Genomic DNA, 20,366 nt, shown 5'->3' with positions numbered 1-20,366 from the left:
CGGCGCCCGGGCCCGAATACGATCGCCACGGATGGCCGTCCACCCACTCGGCCCACACATACATACGGAAGCGAGACCTCACCACCGTGACTGCTCTGACTCTCAGCACTGCCGGCGCGGCGACGCTGCGCGCCGACGCCCTCGTGGTCGGCGTGGCGAAGGGCCCCAAGGGCCCCCTCGCCGCCGCGGGCGCCGAGGCCGTGGACGCCGCGTACGCGGGCAAGCTCGCCGCCGTACTCGAAGCGCTCGGGGCCTCGGGCTCCGAAGGGGAGATCACCAAGCTCCCGGCCCCGGACGGCTTCAAGGTCCCGGTCGTGCTGGCGGTCGGACTCGGCACCCTCCCGGACGAGGACGAGTCGTACGACGAGGAGGTGCTGCGCCGCGCCGCCGGCGCCGCCGCCCGCGCCCTGCACGGCGCCAAGAAGGCCGCCTTCGCGCTCCCCCTGGACGACGCCTCCGCCGTCACCGCGGTCGCCGAGGGCGCGCTGCTCGGCGCGTACGCCTTCACCGCCTACCAGGGCGGCGAGAAGAAGGGCTCCAAGAACGCCGGCCCCAAGCTGCCGCTCGCGGAGATCGCCCTGCTCGGCGCCAAGCCGCGCGACAAGGACCACAAGGCCGCCGCCGAGCGCGCCTCGATCGTCGCGGCCGAGGTCAACATCGCCCGCGACCTGGTCAACACCCCGCCGAACGACCTGACCCCCGAGGCCTTCGCCGCGGTCGCCTCCGCGGCCGCGAAGGAGAACGGCATCAAGGTCCAGGTCCTGGACGAGAAGGCCCTCGTCAAGGGCGGCTACGGCGGCATCATGGGCGTCGGCAAGGGCTCGGAGAACCCCCCGCGCCTGGTGAAGCTCTCGTACACCCACGCCAAGGCGGAGAAGACCCTGGCCTTCGTCGGCAAGGGCATCACCTACGACTCCGGCGGCATCTCGCTCAAGCCGGCCGGCCACAACGAGACGATGAAGTGCGACATGGCCGGCGCCGCCGCCGTCTTCGCCGCCGTCGTCGCGGCCGCGAAGCTGGGCCTCCAGGTCAACGTCACCGGCTGGCTCGCGCTCGCCGAGAACATGCCGTCCGGCTCCGCCACCAAGCCCGGTGACGTGCTGCGCATGTACAGCGGCAAGACCGTGGAGGTCCTCAACACCGACGCCGAGGGCCGCCTCGTCCTGGGCGACGCGCTGACCAAGGCCTCCGAGGACAACCCGGACGCGATCATCGACGTCGCGACCCTGACCGGCGCCATGGTGATGGCCCTGGGCGACCGCACCTTCGGGATCATGGCGAACGACGACGCCTTCCGCACCTCGATCCACGAGATCGCGGAAGAGGTCGGCGAGGCCTCCTGGCCGATGCCGCTCCCCGCGGACCTGCGCAAGTCCATGGACTCCCCCACCGCCGACATCGCCAACATGGGCGTCCGGATGGGCGGCGGCCTGGTGGCCGGCCTCTTCCTCCAGGAGTTCGTCGGCGAGGGCATCACCTGGGCCCACCTCGACATCGCGGGCCCCGCCTTCCACGAGGGCGCCCCGCACGGCTACACCCCCAAGGGCGGCACCGGCTCCGCCGTACGCACCCTGGTGCGGCTGGCCGAGCGCACGGCCACGGGCGACCTGGGCTGACGCTGTCGCGTGTGAGACCTGACGCACTCCGGGCCTTGATCGAACAGCCGGTCAGGGCCCGTGGTGCGCCCGGCGGCGGTCGGCCCACGACGAAATCCGCAGGTTTCTACGCAGCGGTAACCCTGCCTTCGGGCAGAACGACCGGTCACATGGTGGGCCCGGCGTCCCGCGTTCCCCCGACAAATGCGAAGATGGGTTCTCGGCAGGACAGGGCCCCCACCACAGGGCCGACGAAACCAGCGGCCGATTACCAGCCGCCGCCCGGTCACAGAGGACCGGTGCCCGGCGCACATGCATGGAGGACGTGACGTGGCGAACGACGCCAGCACCGTTTTCGACCTAGTGATCCTCGGCGGTGGCAGTGGCGGTTACGCCGCGGCGCTCCGCGCATCCCAGCTGGGTCTCGACGTTGCGCTGATCGAGAAGAACAAGCTCGGCGGCACCTGCCTGCACAACGGCTGCATCCCCACGAAGGCTCTGCTGCACGCCGGTGAGATCGCGGACCAGGCGCGCGAAGCCGCTCAGTTCGGTGTCAAGGCCTCCTTCGAGGGCATCGACATCGCGGGTGTGCACAAGTACAAGGACGAGGTCATCTCGGGCCTGTACAAGGGCCTGCAGGGCCTGGTCGCCTCCCGCAAGGTGACCTACATCGAAGGAGAGGGCCGCCTCTCCTCCCCGACTTCCGTCGACGTGAACGGCCAGCGCGTCCAGGGCCGCCACGTGCTCCTGGCGACCGGCTCCGTGCCGAAGTCGCTGCCGGGCCTGGACATCGACGGCAACCGCATCATCTCCTCGGACCACGCGCTGGTCCTGGACCGCGTGCCCGAGTCCGCGATCGTCCTGGGCGGCGGCGTCATCGGCGTCGAGTTCGCCTCGGCGTGGAAGTCCTTCGGCACCGACGTCACCGTCGTCGAGGGCCTCAAGCACCTCGTGCCGGTCGAGGACGAGAACAGCTCGAAGCTGCTGGAGCGCGCGTTCCGCAAGCGCGGCATCAAGTTCAACCTCGGCACCTTCTTCGACAAGGCCGAGTACACGGAGAACGGCGTCCGCGTGACGCTGGCCGACGGCAAGGCCTTCGAGGCCGAGGTACTGCTGGTCGCCATCGGCCGCGGGCCGGTCTCCCAGGGCCTGGGCTACGAGGAGCAGGGCGTCGCGATGGACCGCGGCTACGTCCTGGTCGACGAGTACATGCAGACCAACGTGCCGACCATCTCGGCCGTGGGCGACCTCGTCCCGACCCTCCAGCTCGCGCACGTCGGCTTCGCCGAGGGCATCCTGGTCGCGGAGCGTCTGGCCGGTCTCAAGACCGTCCCGATCGACTACGACGGTGTGCCGCGCGTCACGTACTGCCACCCCGAGGTCGCGTCCGTCGGCATCACCGAGGCCAAGGCCAAGGAGATCTACGGCGCGGACAAGGTCGTGACCCTCAAGTACAACCTCGCGGGCAACGGCAAGAGCAAGATCCTCAAGACCGCGGGCGAGATCAAGCTCGTCCAGGTCAAGGACGGTGCCGTGGTCGGCGTCCACATGGTCGGTGACCGGATGGGCGAGCAGGTCGGCGAGGCCCAGCTCATTTACAACTGGGAGGCCCTGCCGGCCGAGGTCGCGCAGCTCATCCACGCGCACCCGACCCAGAACGAAGCGATGGGCGAGGCCCACCTGGCCCTCGCCGGCAAGCCGCTTCACTCCCACGACTAATTCGTCACGGGCGCGACGACCACTTCCGCACATTCGTTAGGAGCAACTGAAACCATGTCGGTTTCCGTAACCCTTCCGGCGCTCGGTGAGAGCGTCACCGAGGGCACTGTCACCCGCTGGCTGAAGGCCGAGGGCGAGCGCGTCGAGGCCGACGAGCCGCTGCTCGAGGTGTCGACCGACAAGGTCGACACCGAGATCCCCTCGCCCGTGTCCGGCATCCTCGCCTCCATCAAGGTGGCCGAGGACGAGACCGTCGAGGTCGGCGCCGAACTGGCCGTCATCGACGACGGCTCGGGCGACGCGGCTCCGGCCGCCGCCCCGGCCGAGGCCGAGACCGTTGTCGCCCAGGCTCCGGCCCCGGCTGCCGAGGCCCCCGCGGCCGAGGCCCCGCAGGCCGCCCCGTCCACCGAGGTCCCGGCCGGCTCCGAGGCTCCGGCCCCGAGCGCCGACGCGGCCACCGGCGGCGGTTCCGCCGAGGGCACCGACGTCGTGCTCCCCGCCCTGGGCGAGTCCGTCACCGAGGGCACCGTCACCCGCTGGCTGAAGCAGGTCGGCGAGTCGGTCGAGGCCGACGAGCCGCTGCTCGAGGTCTCCACCGACAAGGTGGACACCGAGATCCCCGCGCCGGTCGCCGGCACGCTGCTGGAGATCCTGGTCGCCGAGGACGAGACCGCCGAGGTCGGCGCCCGTCTCGCCGTCATCGGCGTCGCGGGTGCGGCTCCGGCCGCCGCCCCGGCCGCTGCCGCCCCGGCTCCGGCCGAGGCTGCCGCTCCGGCTGCTCCGGCGGCTCCGGCTGCTCCGGCGGCTCCGGCTGCTCCGGCTGCTCCGGCCGAGGCTCCCGCTCCGGCGGCTCCGGCTCCGGCGGCCGCTCCGGCCCCCGTGGCCGCCCCGGCTCCGGTCCAGCCCGCCGCCCCGGCGGCCGCTGCGGCCCCCGTGGCCGCTCCGGCTCCGGTCGCGCCCGCCGCCCCCGCCGCTCCGGCCTCCGCCGGTGACGAGGGCGCGTACGTGACCCCGCTGGTGCGCAAGCTCGCCACGGAGTCCGGCGTCGACCTGTCCGCGGTCTCGGGCACCGGTGTCGGTGGCCGCATCCGCAAGCAGGACGTCCTGGCCGCCGCCGAGGCCGCCAAGGCCGCCGCCGCCGCACCGGCTCCGGCCGCCGCCGCTCCCGCCGCGAAGGCCCCGGCCGCCGCGGTGTCCGAGCTGCGCGGTCAGACGGTCAAGATGACCCGCATGCGCAAGGTCATCGGCGAGAACATGATGAAGGCCCTGCACTCGCAGGCGCAGCTCAGCTCCGTGGTCGAGGTGGACATCACCAAGATCATGAAGCTGCGCGAGAAGGCCAAGGCCGGCTTCCTCGCCCGTGAGGGCGTCAAGCTGTCCCCGATGCCGTTCTTCGTCAAGGCCGCCGCCCAGGCGCTGAAGGCCCACGCGGTCGTCAACGCCCGGATCAACGAGGCCGAGGGCACCATCACCTACTTCGACTCGGAGAACATCGGCATCGCCGTCGACTCCGAGAAGGGCCTGATGACCCCGGTCATCAAGGGTGCGGGCGACCTCAACCTGGCGGGCATCTCCAAGGCGACCGCCGACCTGGCCTCCAAGGTCCGCGGCAACAAGATCACGCCGGACGAGCTGTCGGGCGCGACCTTCACCATCAGCAACACCGGCTCGCGCGGTGCGCTGTTCGACACGGTCATCGTGCCGCCGAACCAGGTCGCCATCCTGGGCATCGGTGCCACGGTGAAGCGCCCGGTGGTCATCGAGACCGCCGAGGGCACCAACATCGGCATCCGCGACATGACGTACCTGACCCTGTCCTACGACCACCGTCTGGTGGACGGCGCGGACGCGGCCCGGTACCTCTCGGCCGTCAAGGCGATCCTCGAGGCCGGGGAGTTCGAGGTCGAGCTCGGCCTGTAACCGGGCGGCTTGTAACCAGCCTCACCGTCGGCGCCCCCGTCCGGAATACTTCCGGAGGGGGGCGCCGCCGTATTGTCTACGCATCAGGCCCCGCGTGACCCTGCCAGCCACCAGGAGATGAAGTCCCGATGATCACCCCACCCGTCGTGCACTCGCTGCGCGAGCAGATCCGCGAGCACATCGTGGAGGGGATCGTCAGCGGGCGCTGGAAGCCCGGCGAGCGGATCGTCGAGCGCCGCATCGCGGTGGAGCTGGAGGTCAGCCAGACGCCCGTACGGGAGGCCCTGCGCGAGCTGGAGACCCTGCGGCTGATCGAGTCGGCGCCGAACAAGGGCGTGCGCGTACGGAACCTCTCGGCGGCGGACCTGGAGGAGATCTACCCGGTCCGGGCCGGCCTGGAGCAGATCGCGGCCGAGCTGGCCGCGCCCCGGCTGGCGGCGGACTGCTCGGCGCTGGAGCCGCACGTGGCGGCCCTCTGGGAGGCCGACCGCGCCGACGACGGCACCGCGCAGGTGCGGCACACGGTGGGGTTCCACCGGGAGATGGTGCGGGCGGCCGGGAACAGCGTCCTGCTGCACACCTGGGAGAGCCTGGGCATCGAGGTGTTCACAGCCCTGTCCATCCGGTGGCTGGGAACGGTCCAGAAGTCCTACGCCGAGGAGCACGAGGCGCTCGTCGCGGCCTTCCGCAGCCAGGACCCCGACATCGGTCTGCTCGTGAAGCGGCACGTCCTGGGGTGCGCGCCGCGCGCCTGACCGGATCGCCAGCCGCCCGGATCGCCCCCATTTGACCGGCACTGCGTGCCTTATTTAATGGCACGCGGTGCCGACTTTCGTCGGATGGACATTTCTTCGCCACTTTCATTTGATCGATCATCGATCAGCGATTTACAGTCATCGCGGACCTCAACCAGGTCCGCCAGCCCTGTCCTGCCCGTCAGGGATTTCTTCACCACCTCTCCTTTGTCCGGAAGGCGGCGCACACCGATGTCCGACCCCGTAGGAAAGCTTCCGAGCGAGCTCGACCAGCTCCCGGACCGCGACACCGAGGAGACCGCCGAATGGGCGGCCTCCCTCGACGCCGTCGCCAAGGCCGCCGGTACGCGCCGCGCCGAATACCTGCTCCGCCGCACGCTCCATCACGCCGAGGCCGCCGGCCTCGCCCTGCCGAAGCTGCTGGAGACGGACTACGTCAACACCATCCCCACCGCCGCGGAGCCGGAGTTCCCCGGTGACGAGGCGATGGAAGCCAGGATCACCGCGTGGAACCGCTGGAACGCGGCCGCCATGGTGACCCGCGGCTCCAAGTACGGCGTCGGCGGCCACATCGCCACCTTCGCCTCCGCCGCGTGGCTCTACGAGACCGGCTTCCAGCACTTCTTCCGCGGGAAGGAGGCCGACGGATCGGGCGACCAGCTCTACATCCAGGGCCACGCCTCCCCCGGCATCTACGCCCGTGCCTTCCTCGACGGCCGGATCTCCGAGCAGCAGCTCGACAACTTCCGCCAGGAGTCCGGCGGCAACGGCCTGCCGTCCTACCCGCACCCGCGGCGCCTGCCGTGGCTGTGGGAGTTCCCGACGGTGTCCATGGGCCTCGGCCCGCTGTCCGCGATCTACCAGGCGCGGTTCAACCGCTACCTGCAGAACCGCAGCATCAAGGACACCGCCAACTCGCACGTCTGGGCCTTCCTGGGCGACGGCGAGATGGACGAGCCCGAGTCGACCGCCGCCCTGGCCCTCGCCTCCCGCGAGCAGCTCGACAACCTGACCTTCGTCATCAACTGCAACCTGCAGCGCCTCGACGGTCCGGTCCGCGCGAACTTCCGCGTCGTCCAGGAGCTGGAAGCCCAGTTCCGCGGCGCCGGCTGGAACGTCATCAAGTCCCTGTGGGGCTCCGCCTGGGACGAGCTGTTCCAGCTGGACACCACGGGCGCGCTCGTACGCCGCCTGCGCGAGGTACCGGACGCGCAGTTCCAGACGTACGCGACCCGCGACGTGGCCTACATCCGGCAGCACTTCTTCGGCGCCGACGCCGAGCTGACGCAGCTGGGCGGCCTGCTCTCCGACGCGAAGATCGCCGAGTGCTTCCACACCTCCCGCGGCGGCCACGAGCCCCGCAAGGTGTACGCCGCGTACAAGGCCGCCCTGGAGCACAAGGGCGCGCCGACGGTCATCCTCGCGCAGACCGTCAAGGGCTACACGCTGGGTGCCGGGTTCGAGTCGAAGAACGCGAACCACCAGATGAAGAAGCTGACGGTCGACGAGTTCAAGAGCATGCGCGACAAGCTCGGCCTCCCGATCCCGGACAGCGCCTTCGTCGACGGCCAGGTCCCGTACGGCCACCCGGGCGCGGACAGCCCCGAGGTCCGGTACCTGAACGAGCGCCGCGCCGCGCTCGGCGGCCCGGCCCCGGCCCGGAAGGTCAAGCAGGTCGCCCTGCCGGCTCCGGCGGACCGCTCCTTCGCCCCGCTGCTCAAGGGCTCCGGCAAGCAGGAGATGGCCACCACCATGGCCTTCGTCCGGCTCGTCAAGGACCTGATGCGGGACAAGGAGACCGGCAAGCGCTGGGTGCCGATCGTCCCCGACGAGGCCCGCACCTTCGGCATGGAGTCCCTCTTCCCGTCGGCCGGCATCTACTCGCCGCTGGGCCAGACGTACGAGCCGGTCGACCGCGACCAGCTCATGTACTACAAGGAAGCCAAGGACGGCCAGATCCTCAACGAGGGGATCACCGAGGCCGGCGCCATGGCCGACTTCATCGCCGCCTGCACGTCGTACGCGACGCACGGCGAGCCGATGATCCCGTTCTACATCTTCTACTCGATGTTCGGCTGGCAGCGCACCGCCGACCAGATGTGGCAGCTCGCCGACCAGCTCGGCAAGGGCTTCATCGTCGGCGCCACCGCCGGCCGCACCACGCTCACCGGCGAGGGCCTCCAGCACGCCGACGGCCACTCGCACCTGATCGCGTCCACGAACCCGGCGTCGCTCAACTACGACCCAGCCTTCGCGTACGAGATCGCGGTGATCGTCAAGGACGGTCTGCGCCGGATGTACGGCGAGCAGCCGGAGGACGTCTTCTACTACCTGACGGTCTACAACGAGCCGAAGGTGCAGCCCGCGATGCCCGAGGGCGTCGAGGAAGGCATCCTGCGCGGCCTGTACCGCTTCAACACGGCGGCCGACCTGGCGGAGGCGGCTCCGGCCGCCGGCTCCCCGAAGGTCCAGCTGATGGCCTCCGGTACGGCGATCCACTGGGTGCTGGAGGCGCAGCGGCTCCTCGCCGCCGACTGGAACGTGGCCGCCGACGTCTGGTCCGCCACCTCGTGGGGCGAGCTGCGCCGCGACGCGCTGGAGTGCGACGAGGCGCTGCTGCGCGGCGAGGTGCGCACCCCGTACGTCACCCGTGCGCTGGAGGGCGTGACCAGCCCGGTGCTGGCCGTCTCCGACTGGATGCGCCAGGTTCCGGACCAGATCAGCCAGTGGGTGGAGCAGGACTACACCTCGCTGGGCACGGACGGCTTCGGCCTCTCCGACACCCGTGAGGCCGCCCGCCGGCACTTCGGTGTCGACGCCCAGTCGATCGTGGTGGCCGCGCTGGCCCAGCTCGCCCGCCGCGGCGAGGTGCCCGTGTCCGCCATCAAGGAGGCCCGGGAGCGCTACGGCCTCTGAGGCCGCGCGCGACCGGCCAGGTGGCGCGCCGTAGGAACACCGTGTCGTGAAAAGGCCGGTGTCCGACCCTCCCGGGGGTCGGACACCGGCCTTTTCGCGCCGTGCGCGGTGGCGGCGCGGGGGCGGAGCCGTGATGCTTGAGCCGTGATGGACGAGACGGAGTTCTGGGAGATCGTCGACCGTACCCGCGAGGCCGCCGAGGGCGACCCTGAGGAGCACGCCGAGCTGCTCGTGGAGCGGCTGGCGCAACTCGATCCCGACTCCGTCGTGGACTTCGCGCGGCACTTCGAGTCGCGCTACAACCGGGCCTATACCTGGGACCTGTGGGGCGCCGCCTGGGTCCTGCTCGACGGGGCCAGCGACGACGCCTTCGACTACTTCCGCTGCTGGCTCATCGGGCAGGGCCGGGAGGTCTTCGAGGGCGGGGTGCACGACCCGGACCAGCTGGCGGAGCTGCTGGGCGAGTTCGACGAGGAGATCGACGGGGACGGCGAGGAGCTGGGGTACGCGGCCGACGAGGCGTACGAGCAGCTGACCGGAGCGGTCACTCCGGAACTGGGGGTCCCGCTCCAGCCGGCAGAGCCGGAGGGCACCCCGCTGGACTTCGAGGACGAAGCCGTGCTCGCGGAGCGCTTCCCCCGGCTCTGGGACCGCTTCAGGGGCTGATCGGCGGACGCTGATCAGGGTGGCTGGTCGGCGGGGGTGGTCAGCAGGGGTATCAGGGGGTCAGTAGTGGGTGCCGCCGTCGATGCGGATCTCCGTACCGGTGATGAAGGCGCCGTCCTCCGAGCCGAGCATGGCGACGACGCCGGCCACGGTCTGCGGGCCGGCGAAGCCCTGGCCGAGAGCCGGGGCGAGCTTGGTGAAGAGGGACCAGTCGGTGTCCTCGGGCAGGCCGGGGCCGGTGCCGGTGGTCATGCCGCTCTCGATGGACCCGGGCGCGACGGAGACGAAGCGCAGGCCCTGCTTGCTGTATTCGGCGGCCAGCGCGTGGGTCATGGACTGGATGCCGCCCTTGCTGGCCGCGTAGGCGGACATGTAGGGGTGGGCGAAGGACGCGGAGGTGGAGCTGAAGTTGACCACGACCGGCTGGTCGCCCTCGAGCAGGGCCGGAAGGGACGCGCGGATCATCAGGAACGTGCCGGTCAGGTTGATCCCGATGACCGTGTTCCACATTTCGAGCGTGGTGCGGTGGGTGTGCGCGGAGCGCAGGATGCCGGCGGCGTTCACGAGTACGTCGATCCCGCCGAGGGCGTCGGCCGCCGCGGCCACGCCCCGCCCGACCGCGTTCTCGTCGGATATGTCGAGGACGGCCGTGGTGAGGCGGTCCGTGTGGCCGTCGGCCGCGGCGCGGTCGGCGGTGGCCGTCAGGCCGGCCTCGTTGACGTCCACCGTGTGGACCCTGCCGCCCTCGGAGAGGATGCGGTGGACGGTGGCCCGGCCGATGCCGGAGCCACCGCCCGTGATGAGGACGCGACGTCCTTCGTAACGGTTCATGGGGGTGAGCGTACGAGTTGATGACACGCTTTGCCAGAGTGACAAGGAATGCAATCACCGTGGCCTGCGGAAGGTACGCTTCACCCCGTGAGATCCCCTCGTCCGTACTCTCCCCAGGCCGGCCCCGGAGCCCAGTCGCTGACCGAGCGCCGCAAGGCCGCCACCCAGCTCGACATCGCCCGCGCCGCCTGCGAACTCTTCGCCGAGCACGGCCCGGACGGCACCACCGCCGAGGACATCGCGCACCGCGCCGGGGTGGCCCTGCGCACGTTCTACCGGTACTTCCGCAACAAGCAGGAGGCGGTGGCCCCCCTGCTCGCGGGCGGCGGCGACGCCTGGCGCGCCCTGCTCTCCGAGGAGGACCCCGGCACTCCGCTCGGGGAGGCCCTGGAACGGGCCGTCACCCGGTCGCTGAACGACCCGCAAGCCGTCGGGGAGGGCCTGGAGGTCACCCGCGGCCTGCTCCGCGCGGCGGAGTCCGACGAGGCGCTGCGGGCGGTGTGGTACCGGGTGAACCAGGACTCCGAGGAGCAGCTGGTCCCCGTGGTGGCCCGGCTGGCAGGCCCGGGCGCGGACGCCCTGGGGGTACGGCTTCTCGCCGCGGCGGCAACGGACGCGATCCGCATCTCCCTGGAGCTGTGGTCGACCACCGACGCCCCGGTCTCGGGACCCGGCTCCCCGGCCGAACTCGCCGTCCGCTGCCTGCGCGACCTCACGGGCGCGATGCCGCTGCTGCGCTGAGGTCAGCGCCCGCCGCCACCGCCTCCTTCTCCGCCGCCCCAGTTGCCGCCCCCACCGCCGCCGTCGCCGCCGCCGCCGTTCCAGTCGCCGCCGCCACCGCCGCCGTTCCAGTCGCCGCCGCCACCGCCGCCGTTCCAGTTACCGCCGCCGTCGTTGTTGTTCCAGTCGCCGCGGTCGTTGTTCCAGTCGCCGCGGTCGTGGTTCCAGTCGCCGCGGTCGTGGTTCCAGTTACCGCCGTCGTGGTTCCAGTTACCGCCGTCATGCCAGCCGGAGTCGTACCGACCCGAGTTCCAGTTCGCGTCGTCGCGCCAGTTGGAGTCGTTCCAGTTGCCGTCGCGCCAGTTGTCGTTGTACCCGCCGACGCCGCCCTGGTCCCAGCACCAGCTGGGCCGGTCGTGCCAGTCGTGGTTGCAACAGGCGTCCCACCGGGCGTCCGAGCGGTGCGAGGGGTACCGGTAGCAGTCGTAGCCGCCGTTCCCGCCGCCGCCACCACCTCCGGTGACGGTCGAAGCCGAGGCGCTGGCGAGGGGCAGCACACCCATCGCGATTCCCGCGGCCCCTGCCATGGCTGCCGCAACGATCTTACGGCGCATCTTCATGCACCTCCGCACATGTCTCGCTTATCCGGCTTTTAGGTCATTTCTACCCTCACCCGGTCCCCGCCCCGTGTCAAAGCGGAAAGGCCCCCCGCCGCTCTCCGAAGAGAGCGGCGGGGGGCCTTTCACCAGGCACGACCCGGATTTTCTAGAGGTCGAAGTACAGCTCGAACTCGTGCGGGTGCGGGCGCTGCGCGATCGGGGCGATCTCGTGCGTGCGCTTGTAGTCGATCCACGTCTCGATCAGGTCCGGGGTGAAGACACCGCCGGCCAGGAGGTACTCGTGGTCGGCCTCCAGGGCCTTGAGGACGTCCTCGAGGCTGGTCGGGACCTGCGGGACGCTCGCGTGCTCGTCGGGCGAGAGCTCGTAGAGGTCCTTGTCGATCGGCTCCATCGGCTCGATCTTGTTCTTGACGCCGTCGAGGCCCGCGAGCAGCAGCGCCGCGAAGGCGAGGTACGGGTTGGACGACGGGTCCGGGGCGCGGAACTCGACGCGCTTGGCCTTCGGGTTCGAGCCCGTGATCGGGATGCGCATGGCGGCGGAGCGGTTGCGCTGCGAGTACACCATGTTGACCGGCGCCTCGAAGCCCGGCACCAGGCGGTGGTAGGAGTTCACCGTCGGGTTGGTGAACGCCAGCAGCGACGGGGCGTGCTTGAGGATGCCGCCGATGTAGTAACGGGCGGTGTCCGAGAGGCCCGCGTAGCCGGTCTCGTCGTAGAACAGGGGGTCGCCGTTGGCCCACAGCGACTGGTGCACGTGCATGCCCGAGCCGTTGTCGCCGAAGATCGGCTTCGGCATGAACGTCGCGGTCTTGCCGTTGCGCCAGGCGACGTTCTTCACGATGTACTTGAAGAGCATCAGGTCGTCGGCCGCGGCGAGCAGCGTGTTGAACTTGTAGTTGATCTCCGCCTGGCCGCCGGTGCCGACCTCGTGGTGCTGGCGCTCGACCTGGAGGCCCTGGGCGTCCAGCTCGAGGGAGATCTCGGCGCGCAGGTCGGCGAAGTGGTCGACCGGGGCGACGGGGAAGTAGCCGCCCTTGTAGCGGACCTTGTAGCCGCGGTTGTTCTCCTCGGACCCGGTGTTCCAGGCGCCGGCCTCGGAGTCGATGTGGTAGAAGCTCTCGTTCGCGGTGGTCGCGAAGCGCACGCTGTCGAACACGTAGAACTCGGCCTCGGGACCGAAGTACGCGGTGTCGGCGATGCCGGTGGAGGCGAGGTACGCCTCGGCCTTCTTCGCGATGTTGCGCGGGTCGCGGCTGTAGGCCTCGCCCGTGATCGGGTCGTGGATGAAGAAGTTGATGTTGAGCGTCTTGTCCTTGCGGAACGGGTCCAGGCGCGCGGTGGAGATGTCGGCGCGCAGCGCCATGTCGGACTCGTGGATCGCCTGGAAGCCGCGGATCGAGGAGCCGTCGAAGGCCAGCTCCTCGTTCGGGTCGAACGCGCGCCCCGGGATGGTGAAGTGCTGCATCACACCAGGCAGGTCGCAGAAGCGGACGTCAACGAACTTGACGTCGTTCTCCTCGATGTACTGCTTCACTTCGTCGGCGTTCTGGAACATCCAACTCCTCCTACTCCCGGCCCCGGGGCAGGGACGGGTTTTATAGCTCGTGGTGCGTCAGTGCGGTGTCGCACGCTGACCCGACCATAAGCAGACGGGATTTCTCAAGCATGACCCATTTGTTTCGCACAAGTTAACCAGGGTCCCGCGGGAGTGCCGTGGAGCCGCACGGGTACCGTGTTCGGGTGGACAACAGGCAAGCAATCGGATCGTGGCTCTCCGGCCCCCGCGCGGCCGCCGAGGACATGGGTGTCGACTTCGGCTACCCGGGCCAGCGGCTCGGCCTCCCCCAGGCGGGGCCCGGCTCCGTCGCCCGGTTCGGACGCCGGCTGGGCGCCGTGGCCATCGACTGGACCGGCTGCCAGCTGATCGCGTACGGGCTGATCACGGGCGGTGACCTGGCCGCGTCGGGCAACTGGACCCTGGGGCTCTTCGTGGCCCTGGCCGTCCTGACCGTCGGCACCGTCGGCTTCACCCCCGGCAAGCGGATCGTGGGGCTCCGGGTGATCGCGGAGGACGGCGGCCGCCTCGGCTTCGGCCGGGTCGTGATCCGCACTCTGCTGCTGGCCCTGGTCGTCCCGGCGCTCATCTGGGACCGCGACGGCCGCGGCCTGCACGACCGGCTGGCGCGCGCCGTGCAGGTCCGCCTCTGACGCCCGCCGGGTCCGCCCCTGTGTCGTATACGAAAAGCGGGTGAGCGGCTGATCCGGTCAGCGCATCTTTCCGCCGCGCGGCATCTTCATGCCCTTGGGCATCGGGCCCTTCGGCAGCGGCATGTTGCTCATGAGGTCACCCATGGCCCGCAGCTTGTCGTTGACCTGGGTGATCTGGGGGCCGGCCAGCACGCGCGGCAGCTTGAGCAGCGTGGTGCGCACCTTCTTGAGCGGCACCTCGTTCTCGCCCGTGCCCACGATGAAGTCGTGCACCGGCACGTCCGGCATGATCCGGGCCATCTTCTTCTTCTCGTTCGCGAGCAGAAGCTTGACCCGGTTGGGGTTGCCCTCACCGATCAGCACCACGCCGGCCTTGCCGACGGCCCGGTGGACGATGTCCTGGCTCTTGTTCATCGCGATGGCCGGGGTGGTCGTCCAGCCCCGTCCCACGTTGTCCAGTACGGCCGCGGCCGCGCCCGGCTGTCCTTCCATCTGCCCGAAGGCAGCGCGCTCGGCCCGTCGTCCGAAGATGATCGCCATTCCGAGGAACGCCACCAGGAAGCCCAGGATGCCCAGGTAGACCGGGTGGCCGATCAGGAAGCCGATCGCGAGAAAGACACCGAAGGTGACGATTCCCACGCCCGCGACGATCAGACCGACCTTCGGGTCGGCCTTGCGCGTCATCTTGTACGTCAGGGCGATCTGCTTCAGTCGCCCGGGGTTCGCAGCAGTCTCTGCGTTTGACTTCCTCGCCATAGGGCGAGTTTACGTGGCCCGAGGGGTACGGGTAGCCGCGGCCTCAAGTACGTGTTCGGTTTCGACCCGGTCCTTGGCCCTGCGGCGGTCCTCCAGGACGGCCGTCCAGGCGTTGCGGCGGGCACCGCTCATGAGCAGGGACTCGACGCCCCGGAAGGCGTCGGTGAAGGAGGGAATGGCGATGGCGCGTACGGGCGCGGCCTGCATGATGGCGATCCCTTTCACGGAAACACTCGGCAGAGCGATTGCGGTGCGTGGGTCCAGCGTCACTGACTGGTGTTACCAGGGCATGACCGGCCCGTCAAATGTGATGGACACGTTGCAAACACGCAGACGCGGCCCGCCGGGCACTCTTCCCTGAAAAGAGCCTAGGGGCCGCGTCGACGCGGTGTTACTCGTTGGTATGTCTTTGTGCGCGAGTTCACACGGTCCGTGGGGTAGTGCGCGTCACACCCGCGGGCCGTCGCCTACACCTCGGCGCGGCTGCGCTTCTCCATCGCCTGCTGGTAGAGGCGGCCCGCCCGGTACGAGGACCGGACCAGCGGCCCGGACATCACGCCGGAGAAGCCGATCTCCTCGGCCTCCTTGGCCAGCTCCACGAACTCGGCGGGCTTCACCCAGCGCTCGACGGGGTGGTGCCGCGGCGAGGGCCGCAGGTACTGGGTGATGGTGATGAGCTCGCAGCCGGCCTCGTGCAGGTCCTTCAGGGCCTGCGTGACCTCTTCGCGCTCCTCGCCCATGCCGAGGATCAGGTTCGACTTGGTGATCAGGCCGTAGGCGCGGGCCCGGGTGATCACGTCGAGCGAGCGCTCGTAGCGGAAGCCGGGACGGATCCGCTTGAAGATGCGCGGCACGGTCTCGACGTTGTGCGCGAAGACCTCGGGGCGGGAGGCGAAGACCTCCTCCAGCAGCTCCGGGACCGCGTTGAAGTCGGGGGCGAGCAGCTCGACCTTGGTGTGGCCGCTCTCGCGGCCCGCCGTCTGCTCGTGGATCTGGCGCACGGTCTCCGCATACAGCCAGGCGCCGCCGTCGGCCAGGTCGTCGCGGGCCACGCCGGTGATGGTGGCGTAGTTCAGGTCCATCGTGACCACGGACTCGCCGACACGGCGCGGCTCGTCCCGGTCCAGGGCCTCGGGCTTGCCCGTGTCGATCTGGCAGAAGTCACAGCGCCGGGTGCACTGGTCGCCGCCGATGAGGAAGGTGGCCTCGCGGTCCTCCCAGCATTCGTAGATGTTCGGACAGCCCGCCTCCTGGCACACCGTGTGCAGTCCTTCGCCCTTCACCAGGGCCTGCATCTTGGTGTACTCGGGGCCCATCTTCGCCCGGGTCTTGATCCACTCGGGCTTGCGCTCGATGGGCGTCTGGGCGTTGCGGACTTCCAGGCGCAGCATCTTGCGTCCGTCGGGTGCGACTGCGGACACGACCGGCTCCCTGTGACTTCGATTCTTCGGCGCCCACCAGGGTACGCCCGTAATTTCGTACGCTCTTCACTCCGCCAACCTGGGGGCTGCCGGACGCATTCCCGCGGGCGGTCAGCCCGCCGCCGGCTCGATCTCGCGGGGCCGCGGCTCGGCGTGCTCCAGCACGTCCTTCAGGTGCCGCTCGATGACCGGCAGCACCTCGGCGATGGTGATCTCGCGGCCCAGTTCGTACGAGAGCGAGGTCACACCGGCGTCCCGGATGCCGCAGGGCACGATCCGGTCGAACCAGGTGTTGTCGGGGTTCACGTTGATGGCGAACCCGTGCATCGTGACGCCCTTGGCGACCCGGATGCCGATCGCGGCGAGTTTGCGGTCCTCGCGGCGCTGGCCGGCGTTGGACGGGGCGTACTCGGGGCCGTTCAGCCGGGCGTCGAACTCATCGTCCTTCAGGCGCGGGTCGAAGTCGAGCGAGAGCCCGCCGATCAGCGGACGGTCCTCCACCGGGTCGCCGAGCACCCACACACCGGAGCGGCCCTCGATACGGGTGGTCTCCAGCCCGAAGTCGGCGGCGGTGCGGATCAGCGCGTCCTCCAGGCGCCGGACGTGGGCGACCACGTCCACCGGGCGGGGCAGCTTCATGATCGGGTAGCCGACGAGCTGGCCGGGGCCGTGCCAGGTGATCTTGCCGCCGCGGTCCACGTCGACGACGGGGGTGCCGTCGAGCGGGCGCTCGCCGGGGTCGGTGCGCCGGCCGGCGGTGTAGACCGGCGGGTGCTCCAGCAGCAGGCAGGTGTCGCCGGTCTCGTCCGCGAAGCGGGCGGCGTGCACCCGGCGCTGTTCCTCCCAGGCCGCGGTGTACTCGACGGCTTCCGGCCCGAAGCCCAGATGGACAAACCCAAGCTCAGCCACCGCGGCGCCTCCTCGTTGAACCTGCTGTGTGCACGTATCGCACCAGCCAAGGGTACGGCGGACCGTGCGGGCGCCTCCAGGGCCCCGGCCCCCGGCCCGCTCCGGCCCGCGCGCGGGCCGGTGCGGGCGCCTCGCGCGGGGTTCCGGGAGAAGGGCCGGTCCGCCCCACCGATTCTGCACACAGACGAGTGAGTGTGGCTTTGACCTGTACGGATGAGGTACTCCACGTGCTAATGCCAGCACATCTCAGCACGGGGTCATCACGGGTGCTGAGTCGCCGTTACACGGCGAGACCCATGATCCCGTCCAGGACCGTGACTGCACGGTCCATGGAGTCCGGCGTCATGTGCCCGTACGTATCGGCAGTGATCATGATGGAGGCGTGCCCCAGCCACCTGGACACGGCCAGGATGGGCAGGCCGTTCAGAAGGCAGGTAGAGGCGAAGTAGTGCCGGAGGTCGTGGGCGCTCCAAGCGTGCTTCACAGTGGCAGGCACCTGCCGCCACGCGTACCCGAAGTCGTCCCGGGCGGCGAGGCTCCCCCGCTGGTTCTTGAAGAGTCGAGCAGTACAAGCGCGAGTGCCCGCTCGCCGGAGGCAAGAGCGAGGCGTGCACCAGCGGATCGAAGCCCGCGCCGGAGAGGTGATGAGCATGAGCGGCGACAGCAGGAAGAACGCGGTACGGGCCCGTGCCCGCCGAACGGCAGCAGCGACCTCGTGTACGTGCGACGGCTGTCCGGCGTGTGCGCGGTCTGCCGGATACAACCTGTCGGACCCTGAGGCCGTGCGAAGGATCTCCATGCGTGACTACGAGTACGTCCCGCCGCCGCCTGAATGCCTGACTGGAGCAACGGGGCAGGGTCACCCTCGTACAGTTCGCGGCTGATCTGCTTGCCGTCCGGTTCGTAATGCATGAGCATCACAGTGGAGCGGTCGAACATCCAGAAGTCTTCGACCTCCGGCAACGGGTTCGGCCGGTCGGTCACGTCGAGGATGCGAATGTCTTCCCCTACCGGGGCCTGGTGCTGGTAGTACCGATCGAACTCGAACCGTAGGTAGTCGCTCAGCGGCTGAGTCAGGACGTGCACGCGTCCGACGTTCCGAGTGCGCACCATGTCCGTCCACGAGTCCTGGTACGGGCCGGGGAAACGGGCCCCTGCCTTGAAGGCTGCGAACTCTTCCGCTTCCTGCGGTACGAGGTACTGCGGCAACGTCTCAAGCCGCCAGGCTTCCGTCTGGAACGTCTTGAACTTCGACGCCCAGTCTTCACCATCCAAGAGCACGGAACGCCTCCCTGAGCACTGCTTCGGGGATCTCTACGAGTCCCTCGCCGGCGGGCGGGGTGAAGGCTGCGGATACGTCGCCCTGGACGATGAACGAGCCGGACGCGGTCTGGTAGACGTTCGGGCAGTCCCCCTGCCCGCACTCGCCGTTTCCGTTGCCTGTGAGCCGGGTCAGTTCCTCACGTGCCATGTGAAGCCCCCTCGGCGCCAGGCCCCCGCTGGGCCTGATGACCATGACCGTACGGAGCCACGGGTGAGGCCGTCTATGCACGAACGCGACTATGCACGTCTTTGCATAAAGAGACCCCCGGCCACCAAGGGCCAGGGGTCTGCGTGCGCTGGATTCCAGCACGGTGCCAGCACCGCTACAGCTATCCAGCATTGACCTGTCTAGATGTGCCAGTTATCGGCCAACGATCCTTCCTGGCCACGGGTGGCTGTCCACCCCGGGCTCTGGACTGCACACGATCGGATGAATGTGGGACAGACAGGACGGTCTGGGGGGAGTTCGCCGCTACATTCACGCCGTTCACAGGGCCGGGACCCCGGTCCGTCACGTCAGGAGACCGTGGAGCCGATGACGGAACGACCTGCCCAGCGCGTCCCCAACCGGCAGCTCGCGGCGCTGATCGAGGAGGCCGGGTTCTCCAACGCCGGGCTCGCCCGCCGCGTGGACCAGCTCGGTCTGGAGCACGGTCTCGATCTGCGGTACGACAAGACCTCCGTGACGCGGTGGCTGCGCGGGCAGCAGCCCCGCGGCACCACCCCCGCGCTGATCGCCGAGGTCTTCACCCGGCGGCTCGGACGGCGGCTGTCCGCCCAGGACACGGGGCTGGACGCCTGCGCGCCCGTGTACGCGGGGCTGGAGTTCGCCGCCACCCCCGAGGAGGCCGTGGACATCGCCGCCGGCCTGTGGCGCAAGGACTCCGGCTCGCACGCCGAGCTCCGGAAGATCGCCTTCACCCCGGCCGGGCTGGTGGTGCCCAGCCGGGACTGGCTCATCGGGAGGGCGGACGAGCGGGTGGGCCGCGGCGCGGACCCGGCGGCGGCCCGCGTCCCCGTCCAGGGGCGGGCTTCGGTGCCCCGGCAGCGGCAGATCGACCGCGCGCCCGGGCAGCGGGTGACCGGCGGCGACATCGCGGCGCTGAGATCGGTGAGCGAGCTGTTCCGCAGCCTGGACGACGCGTACGGCGGCGGCCACGCCCGGCAGGCGCTGGTGCGCTACCTGGAGCACGAGGCCGAGCCGATGCTCCGCGGGACGTACGGGGAGACCACCGGGCGGCGGCTGTTCTCCGCCGCCGCCGACCTGACCCGGCTCGCGGGCTGGACCTCGTACGACATCGCCGCGCACGGGCTGGGCCAGCGGTACTTCGTGCAGGCGCTGCGGCTGGCCCAGGCCGCCGGGGACCGGCCGTACGGCGCGTACGTGCTGGTCACGATGAGCCGACAGGCGGTCTACCTCGGCCACGGCCGGGAGGCGGTGCAGCTGGCCCGGGTGGCCCAGCAGGGCGTCGGCTCGGGGCCGCCGCCGGTGGTGCAGGCGCTGCTGCATTCGGCGGAGGCGCGCGGGCACGCGGTCCTCGGCGAGGTCCGGGCGGCGACGGCTGCGCTGGTGCGGGCCGAGCGGGCGCTGGGCGCGGCGCGACCGGGGGACGACGTACCGCACTGGGCGCGGTACTACGACGAGGCGCAGCTGGCGGACGAGTTCGGGCACTGCCACCGGGACCTCCAGCAGTACCGGGCCGCGGCCCAGCACGCGGAGCGGTCCCTGCAGCTGCGGGCACCGGCGTACGCCCGGTCGCGGCTGTTCTGCCGGGTGGTGCTGGCCACGGCGCGGCTGGGGCTGGGCGAGCTGGACCAGGCGTGCGCGCTGGGGGCGGAGGCGGCGCAGCAGGCGAGCGAGATGCGGTCGGTGCGCGCGGTGGAGTACGTACGGGACTTCGAGCGGCGCCTGGAGCCGTTCCGGGACGCGTCGGCGGTGCGGACGTACCGGGACCGGGTGGCGGCGCTGTCCTGACCCGGCGGCGCCCCTCCGGGGTCCGGGACCCG

General features: G+C 70.4%; 18 protein-coding genes and 1 pseudogene. 9 read left to right on the top strand and 10 right to left on the bottom strand.

The features are described 5' to 3' along the window. Positions 1-86 precede the first annotated feature (86 nt). The 6 genes from OTB16_RS15805 (at position 87) to OTB16_RS15780 (ending at position 9,571) form a co-directional block, all read left to right on the top strand. On the top strand, positions 87-1,616 hold the full coding sequence (locus OTB16_RS15805) for a leucyl aminopeptidase (protein WP_267720815.1): 1,530 nt from the start codon (positions 87-89) through the stop codon (positions 1,614-1,616). A 309-nt stretch (positions 1,617-1,925) separates the two neighbouring features. Continuing rightward, positions 1,926-3,314 carry a dihydrolipoyl dehydrogenase gene (gene lpdA, locus OTB16_RS15800; protein ID WP_267720814.1) on the top strand — a complete coding sequence of 463 codons (1,389 nt, stop codon included), beginning with the start codon at positions 1,926-1,928 and terminating at the stop codon, positions 3,312-3,314. A 54-nt stretch (positions 3,315-3,368) separates the two neighbouring features. Continuing rightward, positions 3,369-5,234, top strand: coding sequence for a 2-oxoglutarate dehydrogenase, E2 component, dihydrolipoamide succinyltransferase (sucB, locus tag OTB16_RS15795; protein WP_267720813.1), 1,866 nt, complete (start codon positions 3,369-3,371; stop codon positions 5,232-5,234). Positions 5,235-5,365: 131 nt separating this feature from the next. Further along, the gene (locus OTB16_RS15790) at positions 5,366-5,989 is read left to right on the top strand and encodes a GntR family transcriptional regulator (RefSeq protein ID WP_267721011.1); all 624 of its coding nucleotides are present in this window, start codon (positions 5,366-5,368) and stop codon (positions 5,987-5,989) included. 231 nt (positions 5,990-6,220) lie between these two features. Further along, positions 6,221-8,905, top strand: coding sequence for a pyruvate dehydrogenase (acetyl-transferring), homodimeric type (gene aceE, locus OTB16_RS15785; RefSeq protein WP_267720812.1), 2,685 nt, complete (start codon positions 6,221-6,223; stop codon positions 8,903-8,905). Between the two features lie 144 nt (positions 8,906-9,049). Further along, on the top strand, positions 9,050-9,571 hold the full coding sequence (locus OTB16_RS15780; protein ID WP_267720811.1) for a DUF4240 domain-containing protein: 522 nt from the start codon (positions 9,050-9,052) through the stop codon (positions 9,569-9,571). 60 nt (positions 9,572-9,631) lie between these two features. Here the strand turns inward: OTB16_RS15780 and OTB16_RS15775 are convergent, their stop codons facing one another. Further along, positions 9,632-10,402 (bottom strand): SDR family NAD(P)-dependent oxidoreductase, encoded by a 771-nt coding sequence (locus tag OTB16_RS15775; RefSeq protein WP_267720810.1) that lies wholly within the window; start codon positions 10,400-10,402, stop codon positions 9,632-9,634. A gap of 87 nt (positions 10,403-10,489) precedes the next feature. Between OTB16_RS15775 and OTB16_RS15770 the strand changes: the two genes are divergently transcribed. Next, positions 10,490-11,143, top strand: a complete 654-nt coding sequence (locus tag OTB16_RS15770) for a TetR/AcrR family transcriptional regulator (protein WP_267720809.1) — start codon at positions 10,490-10,492, stop codon at positions 11,141-11,143. 2 nt (positions 11,144-11,145) lie between these two features. On the opposite strand, the gene OTB16_RS15765 is transcribed toward OTB16_RS15770, so the two are convergent. Together OTB16_RS15765 and glnA are read right to left on the bottom strand one after the other, a co-directional pair. Beyond that, positions 11,146-11,736 carry a hypothetical protein gene (locus tag OTB16_RS15765; protein WP_267720808.1) on the bottom strand — a complete coding sequence of 197 codons (591 nt, stop codon included), beginning with the start codon at positions 11,734-11,736 and terminating at the stop codon, positions 11,146-11,148. 151 nt (positions 11,737-11,887) lie between these two features. Next, positions 11,888-13,297: a type I glutamate--ammonia ligase gene (gene glnA, locus OTB16_RS15760; protein ID WP_267720807.1), complete on the bottom strand. Its 1,410-nt coding sequence runs from the start codon at positions 13,295-13,297 to the stop codon at positions 11,888-11,890. A 185-nt stretch (positions 13,298-13,482) separates the two neighbouring features. On the opposite strand from glnA, the gene OTB16_RS15755 reads away from it, so the two are divergent. After that, positions 13,483-13,950 (top strand): RDD family protein, encoded by a 468-nt coding sequence (locus OTB16_RS15755; protein WP_267720806.1) that lies wholly within the window; start codon positions 13,483-13,485, stop codon positions 13,948-13,950. Positions 13,951-14,007: 57 nt separating this feature from the next. Here the strand turns inward: OTB16_RS15755 and OTB16_RS15750 are convergent, their stop codons facing one another. From OTB16_RS15750 to OTB16_RS15720, 7 genes and pseudogenes are all read right to left on the bottom strand, one after another. Beyond that, positions 14,008-14,706: a DUF4191 domain-containing protein gene (locus OTB16_RS15750; protein WP_267720805.1), complete on the bottom strand. Its 699-nt coding sequence runs from the start codon at positions 14,704-14,706 to the stop codon at positions 14,008-14,010. Positions 14,707-14,715: 9 nt separating this feature from the next. Continuing rightward, a complete protein-coding gene (locus OTB16_RS15745) occupies positions 14,716-14,913 on the bottom strand; it encodes an SCO2195 family GlnR-regulated protein (RefSeq protein ID WP_267721010.1) in 198 nt (65 codons plus the stop codon). A 260-nt stretch (positions 14,914-15,173) separates the two neighbouring features. Next, positions 15,174-16,127, bottom strand: a complete 954-nt coding sequence (lipA, locus tag OTB16_RS15740) for a lipoyl synthase (protein ID WP_267720804.1) — start codon at positions 16,125-16,127, stop codon at positions 15,174-15,176. 111 nt (positions 16,128-16,238) lie between these two features. Next, a complete protein-coding gene (gene lipB, locus OTB16_RS15735; RefSeq protein ID WP_267720803.1) occupies positions 16,239-17,036 on the bottom strand; it encodes a lipoyl(octanoyl) transferase LipB in 798 nt (265 codons plus the stop codon). Between the two features lie 280 nt (positions 17,037-17,316). Next, positions 17,317-17,688 (bottom strand): tyrosine-type recombinase/integrase, encoded by a 372-nt coding sequence (locus tag OTB16_RS15730; RefSeq protein WP_267720802.1) that lies wholly within the window; start codon positions 17,686-17,688, stop codon positions 17,317-17,319. Between the two features lie 188 nt (positions 17,689-17,876). Beyond that, a pseudogene (locus OTB16_RS15725) lies at positions 17,877-18,317 on the bottom strand (DUF6879 family protein); the annotation flags it as partial. Further along, positions 18,301-18,507 (bottom strand): hypothetical protein, encoded by a 207-nt coding sequence (locus tag OTB16_RS15720; RefSeq protein ID WP_267720801.1) that lies wholly within the window; start codon positions 18,505-18,507, stop codon positions 18,301-18,303. The gene OTB16_RS15720 and the pseudogene OTB16_RS15725, both read right to left, overlap by 17 nt. Positions 18,508-18,894: 387 nt before the next feature. On the opposite strand from OTB16_RS15720, the gene OTB16_RS15715 reads away from it, so the two are divergent. After that, complete coding sequence (locus OTB16_RS15715) at positions 18,895-20,334, top strand: NsdA family TPR-like regulatory protein (protein ID WP_267720800.1); 1,440 nt, start codon at positions 18,895-18,897, stop codon at positions 20,332-20,334. The last annotated feature ends 32 nt before the right edge of the window (positions 20,335-20,366 follow it).

It is taken from the genome of Streptomyces antarcticus (assembly GCF_026627255.1).
Lineage (GTDB): Bacteria > Actinomycetota > Actinomycetes > Streptomycetales > Streptomycetaceae > Streptomyces > Streptomyces antarcticus.
This window is presented reverse-complemented; position numbering and strand designations above follow the sequence as displayed.